The sequence below is a fragment of the Haloquadratum walsbyi J07HQW2 genome (assembly GCF_000415985.1).
Taxonomy (GTDB): Archaea; Halobacteriota; Halobacteria; order Halobacteriales; family Haloferacaceae; genus Haloquadratum; species Haloquadratum walsbyi_B.
On sequence record NZ_KE356561.1, the window covers coordinates 1,248,302 to 1,263,721 of the forward strand.

A 15,420-nucleotide genomic window follows, 5' to 3' on the forward strand; every position below is an offset into this window, starting at 1 on the left:
TAAATATGTTTTATGTGTGCTTCACAGACCTCGGCATCCTCCCAGGTCGTGTCCTCACACTGTGGGCACATATGTGATGACTGTGTCAGCATCGTCACGGTGCAGTGTTGATAGATTATCTACGATTAGCCCCTAGATTTTATTCAGATATTCGTGTGGCGGATGTAGACATGATTTTGATGATAATGTTTCCTGAGTGTCTCTGATTCAGGAGTTCTTGATTCATCCATATTGGCGGTATCACTGATGAATTTCTCAGACCGTGCCATAGGGTCAATATACGCGAGCAGGGTTGAGCAATCTAATAATTATCTGTTGAAATAACTCTGCATGTTACTCGAATTATTCACCGGGAAAATAATCATCAATACATCAGTAACAATACTGAATCTGGCTGTCGTCAGGCATCATTCATGCGCTGAGTAGATTCCTCACCACAGTGTTGACATTCTGTCACACGGTATGGTTCACGTGAGAATGCACGGTTTGTTTCTTTTGTGCTCTCGGTCCGTAGATCAATAGATACGTTATGAGGAGTCCGCGCGTCACAGACGTCACAATGTTCCACAAGCGTACTCAGTTTGGGTTTACTTTTTGACATTGAATTATCCTCACGTAGTACAATGAGTGGGTCCCCATTTAGTACCTACCCTATATACTTAGGGCAAAGAGTGCAACTGTCGAATACAAAGCTATTCAATTGTCAGGTTAAAATGCGCACAAATGATATTTCTCGGCATAATAACTGGATTTTGTGAGAGTCTCAATCAAAATTGGATCTCCGATGGTGATATTTGTAGTATGGCGGGAAACATTTAGGTTTGTACATTAATATTTATTTTTTGTGGGGAATATACCCAGACTAACCGTTTTGCTTCTACTCAATTCACACGAGCTATAAAATCACGCTGAGTTTTCCAACGCGATATTATCGGTCTGAAGATTATTATACTTGTATAGATATTGTATCTGAAATGAATTGAAGAGTCATGCAAGAGAGAATACATCCGTCTCGATAATTACGCATATCATAATTCCAACTCGCAGTATGTGTTAATAACCGTTATCCGACCGCCGACACTAATATAATCAATGGCAGATGGGACCGCCACGCGAGGCGTAGACGCCTTTAGCGAGCTTGACGCGCCAGTTCGAGAGGCGCTATCTGAGCGAGGATTCAATACACCAACAGAACCACAGCGTCGTGCGATTCCACCATTGGCGCATGGCAAGAACGCACTCGTCATTGCCCCGACAGGAACAGGAAAGACAGAAACAGCGATGCTCCCTGTCTTTGATGCAATTGCAAAAAGTGACTCCGATGACTCAGAACGTGAGGGATTCTCTGCACTGTACATTACGCCCCTTCGAGCGCTCAACCGGGATATGCGTGATCGACTTACATGGTGGGGTGAAACGCTTGATATTGAGATCGATGTACGACATGGTGATACGACCCAATATCAACGACGTAAGCAAGCCGAGGATCCACCAGATGTGCTCGTGACGACTCCTGAGACATTACAAGCGATGCTCACAGGGTCGAAGCTTAGAAAGGCGCTTTCTGGAGTTGATCATGTTGTTGTTGATGAGGTGCATGAGCTTGCTGCTGCAAAACGAGGTGTTCAATTATCAGTCGCACTTGAACGGCTCCAAACCCTTGCAGGAACATTCCAGCGAATTGGACTCTCAGCAACAGTCGGCTCCCCGACAGAGGTCGCTCGATTTCTTACAGGTGACCGGTCGTTTGAGGTGATTGAGATTGATGTCGGGAGCGCGATTGAATTCTCTGTTCATCATCCAATAGTTACAGAAAAAGATGAACAACTGGCACGCGAGTTGGCAACTGATGAGACGATTGCAAGTCATGTTCGTGTCATTCAAAATATTGTTTCAGATCATAGCTCGACGCTTATTTTCGTCAATACGCGACAGACAGCTGAAGCGCTTGGGTCACGATTTAAGAAACTTGATGAGCCAATCGAAGTTCATCATGGGTCACTCTCAAAAGATGTGCGTATCGATGTTGAGGATAGATTCAAGAATGGCTCACTAGATGGACTTGTTTGTACCTCTTCGATGGAGTTGGGAATCGATGTTGGAGAAGTTGACCACGTCGTACAGTATGGGAGTCCCCGGGAGGTAGCACGGCTTTTACAGCGAGTAGGACGAGCTGGACATCATCGCGATCGCGTCTCACATGGAACAATCATTACTTCATCACCGGATGATACACTTGAGGCGATTGCGATTGCTCGCCGCGCCACAGAGGGTATTGTTGAGCCTGCACGGATTCATCACGCAAGTCTTGATACTGTTGCGAATCAGATAATTGGAGTCGTGATGGATGAGGGAGAGATATCAGCTCGTCGAGCATGTGAGATTGTGACAGCTGCATATCCGTTCACCGATCTTGATACACAGACCTTTCGAGAGGTCATAAGAGAATTATCATCAAATCGTCTCGTGTGGCTTGAGGAAGATGCAGATCGACTTGAGAAATCCAGTGGAACGTGGCAGTACTTCTATGCAAATCTCTCGATGATCCCTGATGAAGAGACATATGAAGTGTATGATATTTCCTCGCGAGGACAGATTGGCACGTTGGATGAACGGTTTGTCCTAAATTTTGCCGAGCCGGGAGCTGCATTCATTCAGCGCGGAGAGATGTGGCGGATTAACGATATTGATGATGATGAGACCCAGGTGAATGTAACACCGATTGAAGACCCAAGTGGTGAGGTGCCATCATGGACTGGTGCTGAGATCCCGGTCCCAGCGCATGTCGCGAATGAAGTGGGTGAGATACGCGATACGGCTGCAAAACAGCTTGTGACAGGTGCAGATCGAGAAGCCGTAGCTCGGGACCTCAAGAGGCGATACCCTGCAGACGTCCAGACGATTATGTCCGCAATTGAGCCGATTGAAAGACAGGTAATTGGTGAGTATCCGATTCCAACAGCAGATCGTCTCGTGATTGAGGCACAAGCACGAACGGTTGTCATAAATAGCCCGCATGGACATCGGATAAATGAGACACTGGGGCGGTTACTCGCAGCGCTTGTTGGTCAGCGAACCGGTGCCTCTGTTGGGTTAGATGTAAGTCCATATCGCATTGAACTGGAACTTCCAAGACAGGCATCAATTGGTGATGTCACCGCTGTTTTCGATGAGACAGACCCAGAGCATGTCGAAGCGATTCTTGAGTTGGCACTAAAGAAAGCAGATGCACTAAAGTTCACCCTTGCACAAGTTGCTGCAAAGTTTGGTGCACTCAAACGGTATCAAGGACGGGAGCGGTTTGGCGGGGACCGACTTGTCGCTGCACTTGAGGATACACCGGTGTATGATGAAGCAGTTCGAGAGGTATTTCATACAGACCTTGCAGTTCCAGAAACAACGACACTTCTTGAGCAGTATCATACTGATGAATTAACGATAGAAACAACCCGCGAACGGACACCAATCGGAATTGACGGGCGGTCACATGGACAAGAACTCCTTGTTCCCTCAAACGCTGATGCTGGGATAATTGAAGCGGTGCGTGATCGAATTCAAGATGACAATGTGCGATTACTTTGTCTACATTGCACTGATTGGGAGCAGAAAAAACCAGTACGGCGGGTTCGTGACCAACCGCGGTGCCCAAAGTGTGAGGCAACGCGTATCGCATGCTTGAATCCATGGGATGAGGAGACTCCAACAGCAGTTCGTGGCGGGACACTCGGCGAAGACGCCGACGCTGATAGGCTTCAGCGGCGTGCACATCGGTCTGCAAGTCTTATTCAAGCTCATGGTAAACAAGCAGCGATTGCCCTTGCTGCTCGTGGAGTGGGACCACAGACAGCCGCCCGGATTATTGGAAATCTCCGTGAGGATGAAACAGAATTTTATCGGGATATCCTCAAACAAGAACAGCAGTATGCACGAACACAGTCATTTTGGGACTGACTATGTCAACGCAGATTAGTCACTCATACCGCAGGTAATGAGGTTGTCATGCCAGCTAAACTATTATGACTTCTACACTATCACACTCACCTACTTAGCTAGTTATCTGTAATTTCTTCCTAGGAGAGGTGAGTGAACCGTTCTAAAGAAGTAGATGAAATATCAATATAGTTCATCACTGTTGTCAGCCATAGTATTGTCCTCGACACGATTCTCAGTTGGTTCAATTGATTCAATTGCTGTTTCAAAATGTGATCGTGTAAGGACAATCTCATCAGCGTGTTCGTTTGCAGCAGTGCCATCGTATTGGGTAGTGACAGATTCGATTGCACGCACTGACGCATCACGAACCATCGCCTCAATATCCGCCCCAACGTATCCTGCAGTTTCGCCAACGAGTACATCGCGATCAATATCATCAGCAAGTGGCTTGCCAGCAAGATGAATCTCAAGAATAGCACGACGTGCTGCAGCATCCGGACGCGGGACCGCAATATGCGATTCAAGCCTGCCAGGACGAAGCAATGCAGAATCAATTGTATCTCGTCGATTCGTCGCTGCAAGCACAATTAGATTTGGATGGTCAGTGATTTGATCAAGCTCAGTGAGCAACTGCGACACGACGCGATCACTCACGCCACTGTCGGTCCCACCGCCCTCTCGGCTTGCCGCAACAGCGTCGATCTCATCAAAGAAGATAATCGCTGGAGCGGCTTGTCGAGCCCGTTCAAACACTTCTCGGACGGCTTTTTCAGACTCACCGACGTATCGGTCAAGTAACTCCGGACCAGCGACTTCAACAAAATTAATATCAGCTTCACCGGCAATCGCACGTGCAAGCAACGTTTTTCCAGTCCCTGGTGGTCCGTATAATAGTGCACCTGTTGGTGGGTCCGTTTCAACCGCATCAAATAGCGGACCGTAAGTGAGTGGCCACATTACCGCTCGTTCAAGTGTCTGTTTCGCTGCATCAAGCCCACCAACATCATCGAAAGTTGTTGTTGGCGACTCAGCAACATATTCACGGATTGCTGATGGATCAACAGCTGCCATTGCATCCATCATATCATCACGTGTGACTGAGAGTGAAGTGAGCGCTCCAACATCGTCATCACGGCGCCCACGACGAAGTGTTGTCATTGCTGCCTCAGTGGTGAGTGATTCAAGATCAGCACCAACGAATCCATGTGTTTGTGATGCAAGACGGTCAAGATCAACAGTGTCCGCTAACGGCATCTGTCGTGTGTGAACAGCGAGGATTTCACGTCGCCCTTGTTCATCTGGAACGCCAATCTCAATCTCGCGGTCAAATCGACCACCACGACGAAGTGCTGGGTCAAGTGTGTCAACACGGTTTGTCGCTCCAACGACGACAACGTCGCCACGGGCGTCAAGCCCGTCCATAAGCGAAAGCAACTGTCCAACAATACGATTTTCGACATCACCGCCATCATCACGAGCCGGTGCGATTGAATCAATTTCATCGAAGAAAACGACTGAAGGAGCCTTCTCACGAGCCGTTTCAAACTTTTCTCGAAGTTGCTCTTCAGATTCGCCTTTATACTTCGACATGATCTCTGGTCCAGAGATGTTGATGAACGTCGCATCAACCTCGTTGGCGACAGCCTTTGCGATGAGTGTCTTCCCCGTTCCTGGGGGGCCGTGTAATAACACACCTTTCGGAGGATCAACACCAAGATGTGTGAAAACTGTTGGTGATGATAATGGAAGTTCAATCATCTCTCGAACCAACTCAAGTTCATTATCAAGCCCACCGATATCTTCATATGTAACAGTCGGTGATTCTGGGGCTGATGATCCGCTATCGATTGCATCGGGTTGACTATCGCTCGGTGTCTCATCATCTGCCTCGCCACGCTGTGTTTCCGTTCCGGTTGAGAAGACACGGTCGTCCGTTGATGACTGTCCTCGTCGGGTGAGACGAAGTGTCGTCGTATCTGTGACACGAACCTGCCCTTTTGGACGTGTTGCAGTGACGGTGAACGGCTCATTGCTTACCGATTCAAATCGGATTTGACCATCAGCTTGAATTGGGCGATCACGAAGTGCCCGCTTGATTAGCTCGACAGCACGGTCTTCATCTGCAAATGTAACATCTGAAGGCATCGATAGAGTGACTGATCTAGCATCATCAACATCGACTGGGTGAATACTGACTGTATCACCAATGGTTACATCAGCGTTCGTTCGCGTGTCAGCATCAACCAGGACAACGTTTCCAGAGACCCCGCCACTCGCTGGCCACACTTTGGCGACAGTTTCACCATCACCAACGATCAGTACTGTGTCACCACTAAGGACACCGAGTTGCTGTCGTGCCGATTCAGGAAGACGAGCAATCCCACGTCCCGCATCACGTTTTTCTGCACCGCGAACAGTCAGAGAGACGGCGTTGTCCTTATTCATATATCACATTGGGCTCACGCGCTCTTTTGTCTTGTCCGTCTATCAGTTGAATCACGGTGTTGATACTCTCTTGTATCGGGCTTCGTAGGATATCTGAGGTATTACTGTCTCTCTATCCGCTGCATATGGTATGAATTATACTGCATCATCTGGGGTATGCCCTGCTAATGTCAATATCTAATTCGCATTCCCGTGAGTCACTGTGAGGGTAGCATACTCAGTTGTATCATATCATTTATAAAACCATCTTGTTGAATATACTCTATGATACAACGACGTAAATTCATAGCTGGGACTGGTTCAGCCACGGTTGCTGCGTTGGCGGGCTGTTCTGGCAGTTCAAACGCTGGCGATGAATCCAGTGGAGGAGACGCTACAGCGGATACTGTCGAAACGACAGTCGGTGTAGATGAGAGTGAGACTGCTGGTGAAGCAATTTCGGTTGGGGTATTATTACCATTCTCCGGTGAATATGCATGGGTTGGTGAGAATGTGCTCCCTGTTGTACAGATGCTTGCACAGGAGATAAACGAACAAGGCGGCATTGATAATCAGAATCTGAAAGTTGTCCAGGGTGATACCGAAGGGTTACCCTCTGCCTCATTGTCAGCAGCAAAGAAGCTAATCACTGTCGAAAATGTAGCTGGAATCATCGGTCCAACGTCAATTACGATGTCTGCAGTATTTGATTTATTTCAGACTAACCAGGTACCAGTTGTGACACCAACAGCAGGCACGACATCACTTGATAATCGTGGTGGTGAATACGTTTTCCGAACAGTGCCGTCTGATGCGCTCGGCGGGCGTGCTATTGCGAAGGCGCTACGTAATAAAAAGTATAATAATATTGCCAGTTATTCCGATATATCACTGATGATTGGGAATAAAGAGGTATTTCAGTCATTCAAGTCACCAATTGAGCAATCATTCACCGAATTTGGTGGCACCATCACTGAGACAGTTGATTTCAAAACTGGGAAAGCATCGTATGAAAGTGAAATGCAGAGCGTAATGAACGCTAATCCGGCAATTACCGTTCTTGTCGGGTCGAAAGATGATAGTATTAAAATTATGCGGGCTGCATTCCAGGCTGGGTATGAGGGTAACTGGTATGTTACACAAGATCAGACGACTGAGGTCTTCCTTGATGAAGCTCCAGAAGAAGTCACGCAAAATATATTGGGACTCCAATCAGCGACATATCAGGCTGCCGAAGAGAAAGGGAGAATTAATGCATTCAAACAGCGTGTACGGGAGTTCACCGGCTCAGAACCAAAGTTATTCGCGCGCAATGCGTATGATGCAATGAACGTTCTCGGTCTCGCGATGAATGCAACGGCGGTCGCTGATACGGAGATTACATCAACAACTGTTGCAGAGAATATCCGAACTGTCACAGACCCATCAGGGACAGTCGTCACGAACTACACAGAGGGTGTATCCACACTCAGCACAGCCAGTGAACAAGACACGCTTGATTACCGGGGGCTCATCGGTCCAATCGATTTTGATGAACATGGAGATGTCGGCTCGCCATTCGCGATCATGCAATCAGAGGATGGAGACTGGGTAGAGACCAGCACAATCTCACCAAGTGAACTATAGCGCTCGGTTTATTCTATGGTCGAAGTCATAACACAATTCGTACAGACATTGATTTATGGGCTAATTGAGGGTAGTGTCATCTCCGTTGGCGCGGTTGGGCTGACATTATCTTACGGTGTGACTCGATTTATTAACTTCGCATATGGAGAATTCCTTACATATGGTGCATATATTACATTGTTCTTATCTGGGACCGGTATTGGCATTTCATTGCCGCTTCCAATTTCTGCAATTATTGGAGTTGTGCTGGTGGGAGTCTTTGGAGTCATTATCTCACGTATCTTTTTCGAGCCAGTATCAAGCCGTGGACCAATACCACTGCTCATCACCTCAATTGGCGTTGCATTCATTCTTCGATATTCGCTAACAGCTGCTGTGGGCGTGTCCGCACAGCAGCTTCCAGTACCGCTAATGCGTCCGATTGAATTTCTTGGCGTCGGCACAACACCGATTCGTGCGACAGTGTTCGTTATTGCAATCACAACAATGCTACTTGTTCACATTCTTCTTAGCTATACGATGCTTGGCAAAACAATGCGAGCAACAAGTGGTAATCGCAATCTCGCTGAAATTGCCGGGATTAATACCGATAGTGTCGTTCGGAAGACATGGTTTATTTCCGCAGGTGCAGGTGCACTTGCAGGTGTTCTTTATGCGACATTATTTGCACCGTTCCGCCCAACGATTGGATTTGAGTATCTCATCGTTATTTTTGCTGCGACGCTTCTTGGAGGCATTGGTCGTCCATATGGGGCAATGGCTGGTGCAGTCGTCGTTGGAGTCGCAATGAGTCTTGGCAGCACATATGTCTCTGCAGAATATACAATGGTGTACGCATTTGCTATTCTCGTCGGTGTATTATTATTTAATCCAACTGGCATTGCCGGGAGTGAAATCTGATGAGCGTTATAAATTTGATAATACTTATTTCACTACCTGGTTGGGGGTCATTTATTCTCACTGCACTCACCATCGCAGCCATTTATTCACTTTTGACACTTGGATTGAATATTCATTATGGATACACCGGATTGATCAATTTTGGACATGTAGCATTCTTTTCAGCAGGTGCGTATACCGCAGCGTTACTGACGGTCCCGCCAGCGGCACAAACTGTTGGCGCAGAGTACATATTTGGATTAAACCTCCCGATGCCACTCGGTCTTCCAATCAGTCTTATTGGTGCTGCAATCGCCGGTGGGCTTCTCTCAATATGTATTGGTATGACAAGCGCTCGTCTTAGTAGCCACTATCTCGCAATTGCGACATTTGCACTCGCAGGGATCTTCAGTAGCGTTCTTGAGAATGAAGCATGGCTAACAAACGGCTCATTTGGGCTCAATAACGTTCCAAGACCCGGACGTGCAACAATGGGTGCTACCGAGTGGGAACTACTATATTTCATTTTTGTTGTTCTGATGTTAGTTGGTGTACTGATTGTGCTCACTCGGTTGAGCAATTCACCGTTTGGTCGTCTATTGAAAGGTGTTCGTGAGAATGAGGATGCTGCGAAAATGCTTGGAAAAAACATTACACAGGTGAAACTCACTTCATTCGCGATTGGTGGGGCAGTCGCAGGGCTAGCTGGTGGTCTCTATGCGCATTATATTGGAAGTGTCGTTGTTCAGCAGTTCGTGCCATCAGTCACATTTACAATCTGGGCGGCGTTGCTCCTCGGTGGGGTTGCCTCAAACAGCGGTGCTATACTTGGTGCATTCTTACTCGTTGGATTTCAAGAATCGACGCGGTTTCTAACCAATATATACGATGGATTACTCGTAGTGTTACCTGAGATTATGACTAGCGTGTTGCGTGTCGCAGTCCAACCATTTCCAGATCATCCTTCATTTGTCCCAAGCCTACGGTTCGTCGTTATTGGGGTATTAATTGTATTTGTGATTCGATATCGGCCGGAAGGTGTCTTGGGCGATTCACGAGAGATTGAGGCTATTGGAGAAGAAGAACAATGAGTCAGGACAAGGGAAGAACAGAATATAAAGAGAACTCAAACAAGATGACGACACCTGATGAGTCAATGTTATTTCTTAAAGATATTGTGAAGCGGTTTGGCGGTTTAACAGCGGTCGATAACGTCTCTTTCACCGTTGATCCAAACACAATCACAGGGCTCATTGGACCGAACGGTGCTGGTAAATCAACATTATTTAATTGTATCACCGGAATTACTCAACCCGACTCAGGCACGATCCAATTAAATAACACAGAAATTCAAAAAGAATCTCCGAATCAGATCGCACAGCATGGACTCGGACGGACGTTCCAGACACCGAAGATATTCCGTGGAATGAGCGTTCGAGAAAATCTTGCGTTCGCCGCACCTGAGCAGCGTGGTGAGCGACCGGTATCAGCTTTAGTTCACTCTCAGCTTGTTAAAGACGAGGAAAAGACAATTCAGTCTCAAGTCGAGAATACACTACAGTTTCTATCGTTAAATCATCTCGCCGATGAATACGCCAGTGGACTTTCTGGTGGTCAGCGGAAATTACTCGAACTAGGTCGTGTGCTAATGCTTGATCCAGACCTGATTCTGCTTGATGAACCGATGGCAGGGGTCAATCCAGCGTTGACAGATGAATTACTTGATCGACTTCATGAACTTACTGATCGCGGACGAACGATCTTACTCATCGAGCATGATATGGATCTCATAATGAATCACTGTGATCAGGTCGTCGTCTTGCACAATGGTCAAACACTCGCGAGCGGACCACCATCGGTCATCCAAGATGACGAACGTGTCGTCAATGCGTATCTAGAGGACTTCGATTATGGGTAATCAAGATCTTGAAACAATTCCTGTGATCGATAATGCGCTGTTTTCAGCGCGGGATATCGAAGCAGGATATGGAGAATTACAGGTACTGCACGGTGTTGATATCGATATTCGCCAGAATGAGATTGTGTTGGTATTCGGTCCAAACGGAGCTGGGAAGTCAACACTCATCAAAGCTCTGTATGGACGATTACCGCTTTGGAGTGGAACGATTGAAATTAATGGATCAGATCTTTCGGACGTCCGCTCAAATCAGATGATTGAACATGGGATTGGGTTTGTTCCACAGACCGAAAATGTATTTCCGAATCTCACCGTTTCTGAGAATCTTGATATCGGTGCAATACATCTCACCGACGCTGAGCCACGACGCGCAGAGTTATTAGAATTATTTCCACAATTGAAACAACGAGTCACACAGACTGCTGAGACACTCTCTGGAGGTGAACAGCAAATGCTGGCGATGGCTCGAGCGTTGATGCCGAATCCAGATCTATTGTTTATTGATGAACCATCTGCAGGGCTGTCACCACAGCTTATTGACCGGACATTTGATCATATCGCACAGATACGAAAGAACGGAACGGCAGTGTTGATTATTGAGCAAGATATACATGCTGCGTTATCAGTCGCTGATCGTGGGTATGTCCTTGAGATGGGTGAAAATCGGTTCGAAGGTGATGCTGTGAATATTCAAAAATCCCAGCAAATTCGAGATTTATATCTTGGACGATAACTATGAAACTGCTCTAAATATCGTGTTGATATTATCTTAGATGGTTTGTATCAGTTCAAGAAGAATAAAAATCAACAGAAACGTTTTGAGTGATCATACTCATCTCCTTGATATGGTGTCGATGGTTACACGTGACAGTAATCAATGGTACCAATGCGACGAGTGTGAGATGCTATTCGACGACGAGTCTGACGCCCAAACGCATGAAGAACACTGCAAAGGTGATGAGAAGCCATCATACTTACAGTAATGATCAGCATGATATAATCCTGAAATTGCCTATCAAGGATCAGCATGTATCCGATTCACAAAGCAACGGATTTCTTCTTTATATTTGCACAGAGATGTACCTAGAGTGTCGTGGCACGTATAATATAGCTATGCTATTCCAGACCATTCAACGAGAAATATTGTTTCCGGGGAGTCTAAAATTAATGTAGATCCTAAAAGTAACTATTCAAAATAAGTCGATGAGACTCTAAGATTTCTAGATCAATCGATCGAACGTGGTCAGTACGAACAAGTTGTTCGAGTAGTATAGATTAGGGCTACCTACGCGATTAAATTATCATTCAGCTGATTCCGATATGAACTCATATGATTGCTCGCTCCAGTCATCTTCAACAAAGGCGAACACACGACCGCGGGCGGTTTCAGGGTCAGCCTCGATTGTTGTTCGCATCCCGCCGGGACGGGATATAGTGACCCCAGGGAAAACTGTCTCAGACGAACCTTGCTCAAGAACAACACGACCGACACCACTGGATTCAAGTACATCATCATGCGTTTTGAGATCATTAATATACATCAACACGCCTTCAGTTTCAGTTGGATCAGTGACGAGAATATGTGTCTGTTTACCGGGTGGCGTGGTGAGCGAATCTGTAACTGTCTGCGGGACGCCACGATATAGTATCTGTCGACCATCGATATACTCAACAGCAATTCCATGATCAAGTAATTCAATATCGATGGTTTCCGGAGCAATATCATTTCGTGCGCTCATTAATTTAATATGAACATGGATTACTCAAAAGAACGGTGGTGCGTGCTCTGAGTCGCGTCCACAAGGTCAAGCACCAGATCGATAGATACGATTTAGTTTGATAACAGGGATGGACCGCTACACCTTTGTGTTCGCTCAAGGCCATAGTGATATGCACGGTCGTGGGGTCGCACTCGGAGCAGGAACAATTTTAAATGCCCTTGCGACAGGTGTCGGCTCAGCGTTTGCTCTTGACATCGAAACGACAGCAACAATCGATGTTACTACCGAAAATACACGTGACAGTACTGTTGTTTGTGGGAAGATTACAGGATCTGAGAACGGTGATACACAATTAATCGAGCGATGTGTCGAGTTGGCAATTGAAGCATATGGATCATCAGATACAGTGTATAACGCTGATATACAGACTAACAGTAATATTCCGATGGCAGCTGGGTTGAAGAGTTCAAGTGCTGCTGCGAATGCAACGATACTTGCAACAGCAGATGCCTTCGGTATCACTCCAGATCTAGTTTCAGCCTGTCGACTTGGCGTTCGCGCGGCGCGTGATGTTGGTGTGACAATTACAGGTGCGTTCGATGATGCATCCGCGTCAATGTTAGGCGGAGTCACCGTTACGAATAATAACGAAGATACTATTCTCGCGCATGATGCTGTTGAATGGGATGTAGTTGTGTGGACACCGCCTGAGCGTGCTTATACTGCCGATGCAGACGTTGAGCAGTGTGCGAATATCGCATCGATGGCTGAATTAGTCGCAGATCTGGCACTTGATAACCGATACACGGAGGCGATGACACTCAATGGGTTGGCATTTTCAGCCGCACTTGGGTTTGACCCAACTCCAGCAGTTGAGGCAATGCCGTATGTGGGCGGTGTCTCTCTTTCTGGTACTGGACCAAGTGTTGTTGCCGTTGCTGACCGTAATAGTGAGACCGATGAAATAGACTTAGAAGCTGTGACACGTCACTGGCGGAATCGTGGCGGGACTGTCTGGGAGACGACAACTCGGCCGATACGAAGGGGATCATCGGTGCGTTCTGATGAAATATAGAGCCCAGTAGAATATAATAGACTCCAGTAAAATTTATTACAAAGATGATGTCGAAAATGATGTGGCAAGGAATTACAGTATGACACCAGACACAGATGCGAACACGAACACGAACACAGACGCGGACACAGACACAGCAGTGAATGCTGAGTCAAAGATGGATGGAGGTATAGTAACAACAGAGTCGGATTCACTTGAATCACTTCGTAAGGAGATCAAATCAATTGATCGTGAGCTCGTTGAGTTGATTGCACGCCGTACATATGTAGCTGATTCAATTGCGCAAGTCAAAGCTGAGCAAGGGCTTCCGACGACCGATGAGGGACAGGAAGCGCGTGTCATGGAGCGGGCTGGAGCGAACGCAGAGAATTTTGATGTTGATGCAAATTTGGTTAAGGCTGTATTTCGCCTGTTGATTGAGCTGAACAAGGTCGAGCAAAGACAAACCCGATAACTCGAAAAACGGCGTGAGTGCCACGAAGCTCGTAAGGATACGGCCAGCTATCGGAGTATCATTTGACAGTGCAAGGATACCATCGAATATCTTCATATGAAACCATGCAACCGATAGATGCAGTCTAGACATCTAGTCGTACAGGTCAAGCAAGAGTCAGTCAGTAATGACCGGTCATCGCGATTGTTATACTCGTTGAGATTGACAACGGAACAGTATGGGACCGCTGAGAATCGAACTCAGGTCCTACCGACCCCATCGGCAGAGGATACCACTACCCCACGGTCCCGAATACGATCAAATTTAATGACTCTGTTGAATTTAATTCCTTCGTCTCAATTGAGTGATGCGTGCTTAGACAAGCACTCGCTCTAAAGACACAACTTCACCACTTTCTGCGTCTAATGCACCACTGACACGACCAAGACAAACAGCGGTCTTATCTGGCGTGTGACAGCTGACAAGGGCATTATCGGCAATGTCATCTGCAGCTCCTCTGGCGGTGTCAAACTCGATCACACCTGGCGCATACACTGGTGCCCCCATCGCCACTTCCGTGGCTGCAGAGGGCGCGATTGTGACCGTCGGAAGATGTTGGAGTGCCCGCTCTGCAGGAGTAATGACTTTTTCGAGGTGATCTGTTGGTGGGACCGAACTAGTATCTATATCTGCAGCAGCAATATCCTCGAGTAGCGAATACGCAGCAGCCGAATCATCGTGATTTGTGGTCGTATGCTGCTCATTAGAACCTAATGTCTCTTCAATTGTGAATACAACTGCATCCGTCAGGTCAGCAGCTGAGATCAAGTCTATATCGGAAAATGGTGTTGTTCCTGCACGCCGGAGATCACCCATATGTGCACCTGTCCCAGCTGCAAGTCCAAGATCGTGACATAGCTTTCGAATATACGTACCGCTTTCACAGTGAATGCGGAGGAGCGCTTGTTGAGTATCTGAATCAAGCTCAAGAATTTCGAGTGTCTCGATCGTTCGCGTTCGCAGACGACGTGAAACAGCGCTTTTGCGTGGCGGCTTTTGATAGATTGCTCCCTCAAATGTTTCAATAATCGTCGAAAAGTCATTTGGTGGGGGTGCATGAAACTCTAACACTGTGATATACTCTTTAATTCCCTCGAGGAACACCGGCGCGAGGCGTGTCGCCTCACCAAGGAGAATTGGAAGACAACCGGTCACCTTCGGGTCAAGTGTTCCAGCATGTGCAGCGCGTTCAACACCAATAAGATCGCGAACCCACGCTGAGACTTGATGAGCTGATGGTCCTACAGGTTTATCGAAATTTATGACCCCAAAGTTACAGGTGCTTTTGAGCGATCTATTATCCGGGGATTCATGGAGTCGTGTTGGCGTTGATGTCATCTATCGCTTGCAG

At 46.9% G+C, this 15,420-nt stretch carries 13 protein-coding genes and 1 tRNA gene; 9 read left to right on the forward strand and 5 right to left on the reverse strand.

Annotated features, from left to right (window positions below; all coding sequences use genetic code 11):
• Positions 1-400: 400 nt before the first annotated feature.
• On the reverse strand, positions 401-601 hold the full coding sequence (locus tag J07HQW2_RS19935) for a DUF7835 family putative zinc beta-ribbon protein (protein ID WP_021054454.1): 201 nt from the start codon (positions 599-601) through the stop codon (positions 401-403).
• 491 nt (positions 602-1,092) lie between these two features.
• On the opposite strand from J07HQW2_RS19935, the gene J07HQW2_RS05645 reads away from it, so the two are divergent.
• A complete protein-coding gene (locus tag J07HQW2_RS05645; protein WP_021054455.1) occupies positions 1,093-3,951 on the forward strand; it encodes a DEAD/DEAH box helicase in 2,859 nt (952 codons plus the stop codon).
• Positions 3,952-4,113: 162 nt separating this feature from the next.
• Here the strand turns inward: J07HQW2_RS05645 and J07HQW2_RS05650 are convergent, their stop codons facing one another.
• A complete protein-coding gene (locus J07HQW2_RS05650) occupies positions 4,114-6,378 on the reverse strand; it encodes an AAA family ATPase (protein WP_021054456.1) in 2,265 nt (754 codons plus the stop codon).
• A gap of 264 nt (positions 6,379-6,642) precedes the next feature.
• On the opposite strand from J07HQW2_RS05650, the gene J07HQW2_RS05655 reads away from it, so the two are divergent.
• The 6 genes from J07HQW2_RS05655 (at position 6,643) to J07HQW2_RS17930 (ending at position 11,763) form a co-directional block, all read left to right on the forward strand.
• Positions 6,643-7,983: an ABC transporter substrate-binding protein gene (locus J07HQW2_RS05655; protein WP_021054457.1), complete on the forward strand. Its 1,341-nt coding sequence runs from the start codon at positions 6,643-6,645 to the stop codon at positions 7,981-7,983.
• 15 nt (positions 7,984-7,998) lie between these two features.
• Complete coding sequence (locus J07HQW2_RS05660; protein ID WP_021054458.1) at positions 7,999-8,883, forward strand: branched-chain amino acid ABC transporter permease; 885 nt, start codon at positions 7,999-8,001, stop codon at positions 8,881-8,883.
• Positions 8,883-9,953, forward strand: coding sequence for a branched-chain amino acid ABC transporter permease (locus J07HQW2_RS05665; RefSeq protein WP_021054459.1), 1,071 nt, complete (start codon positions 8,883-8,885; stop codon positions 9,951-9,953). The genes J07HQW2_RS05660 and J07HQW2_RS05665 overlap by 1 nt, the downstream gene beginning before the upstream one ends.
• Positions 9,950-10,780, forward strand: coding sequence for an ABC transporter ATP-binding protein (locus tag J07HQW2_RS05670; protein ID WP_021054460.1), 831 nt, complete (start codon positions 9,950-9,952; stop codon positions 10,778-10,780). Before J07HQW2_RS05665 ends, J07HQW2_RS05670 begins: the two co-directional genes overlap by 4 nt.
• On the forward strand, positions 10,773-11,513 hold the full coding sequence (locus J07HQW2_RS05675; RefSeq protein WP_021054461.1) for an ABC transporter ATP-binding protein: 741 nt from the start codon (positions 10,773-10,775) through the stop codon (positions 11,511-11,513). The genes J07HQW2_RS05670 and J07HQW2_RS05675 overlap by 8 nt, the downstream gene beginning before the upstream one ends.
• Before the next feature lie 112 nt (positions 11,514-11,625).
• On the forward strand, positions 11,626-11,763 hold the full coding sequence (locus J07HQW2_RS17930) for a DUF7128 family protein (protein WP_303703988.1): 138 nt from the start codon (positions 11,626-11,628) through the stop codon (positions 11,761-11,763).
• Positions 11,764-12,081: 318 nt separating this feature from the next.
• Here the strand turns inward: J07HQW2_RS17930 and J07HQW2_RS05685 are convergent, their stop codons facing one another.
• On the reverse strand, positions 12,082-12,519 hold the full coding sequence (locus J07HQW2_RS05685; protein WP_021054463.1) for a DUF5796 family protein: 438 nt from the start codon (positions 12,517-12,519) through the stop codon (positions 12,082-12,084).
• 151 nt (positions 12,520-12,670) lie between these two features.
• On the opposite strand from J07HQW2_RS05685, the gene J07HQW2_RS05690 reads away from it, so the two are divergent.
• Positions 12,671-13,576: a shikimate kinase gene (locus J07HQW2_RS05690; protein WP_048075509.1), complete on the forward strand. Its 906-nt coding sequence runs from the start codon at positions 12,671-12,673 to the stop codon at positions 13,574-13,576.
• A gap of 157 nt (positions 13,577-13,733) precedes the next feature.
• The gene (locus tag J07HQW2_RS05695) at positions 13,734-14,030 is read left to right on the forward strand and encodes a chorismate mutase (protein WP_048075510.1); all 297 of its coding nucleotides are present in this window, start codon (positions 13,734-13,736) and stop codon (positions 14,028-14,030) included.
• Positions 14,031-14,248: 218 nt separating this feature from the next.
• On the opposite strand, the gene J07HQW2_RS05700 is transcribed toward J07HQW2_RS05695, so the two are convergent.
• Positions 14,249-14,319: transfer RNA gene (locus J07HQW2_RS05700), tRNA-Pro, on the reverse strand.
• 65 nt (positions 14,320-14,384) lie between these two features.
• Positions 14,385-15,407: an RNA-guided pseudouridylation complex pseudouridine synthase subunit Cbf5 gene (locus tag J07HQW2_RS05705; RefSeq protein ID WP_021054466.1), complete on the reverse strand. Its 1,023-nt coding sequence runs from the start codon at positions 15,405-15,407 to the stop codon at positions 14,385-14,387.
• Between the last annotated feature and the right edge of the window lie 13 nt (positions 15,408-15,420).

Bases quoted from the DNA above. Each gene is read 5' to 3' on its own strand.
- J07HQW2_RS05685 (WP_021054463.1), bottom strand. From the start codon at position 12,519: ATGAGCGCACGAAATGATATTGCTCCGGAAACCATCGATATTGAATTA.
- J07HQW2_RS05675 (WP_021054461.1), top strand. From the start codon at position 10,773: ATGGGTAATCAAGATCTTGAAACAATTCCTGTGATCGATAATGCGCTG.
- J07HQW2_RS05665 (WP_021054459.1), top strand. From the start codon at position 8,883: ATGAGCGTTATAAATTTGATAATACTTATTTCACTACCTGGTTGGGGG.
- J07HQW2_RS05705 (WP_021054466.1), bottom strand. From the start codon at position 15,407: ATGACATCAACGCCAACACGACTCCATGAATCCCCGGATAATAGATCG.
- J07HQW2_RS19935 (WP_021054454.1), bottom strand. From the start codon at position 601: ATGTCAAAAAGTAAACCCAAACTGAGTACGCTTGTGGAACATTGTGAC.
- J07HQW2_RS05670 (WP_021054460.1), top strand. From the start codon at position 9,950: ATGAGTCAGGACAAGGGAAGAACAGAATATAAAGAGAACTCAAACAAG.
- J07HQW2_RS17930 (WP_303703988.1), top strand. From the start codon at position 11,626: ATGGTGTCGATGGTTACACGTGACAGTAATCAATGGTACCAATGCGAC.
- J07HQW2_RS05645 (WP_021054455.1), top strand. From the start codon at position 1,093: ATGGCAGATGGGACCGCCACGCGAGGCGTAGACGCCTTTAGCGAGCTT.
- J07HQW2_RS05655 (WP_021054457.1), top strand. From the start codon at position 6,643: ATGATACAACGACGTAAATTCATAGCTGGGACTGGTTCAGCCACGGTT.
- J07HQW2_RS05690 (WP_048075509.1), top strand. From the start codon at position 12,671: ATGCACGGTCGTGGGGTCGCACTCGGAGCAGGAACAATTTTAAATGCC.
- J07HQW2_RS05660 (WP_021054458.1), top strand. From the start codon at position 7,999: ATGGTCGAAGTCATAACACAATTCGTACAGACATTGATTTATGGGCTA.
- J07HQW2_RS05650 (WP_021054456.1), bottom strand. From the start codon at position 6,378: ATGAATAAGGACAACGCCGTCTCTCTGACTGTTCGCGGTGCAGAAAAA.
- J07HQW2_RS05695 (WP_048075510.1), top strand. From the start codon at position 13,734: ATGGATGGAGGTATAGTAACAACAGAGTCGGATTCACTTGAATCACTT.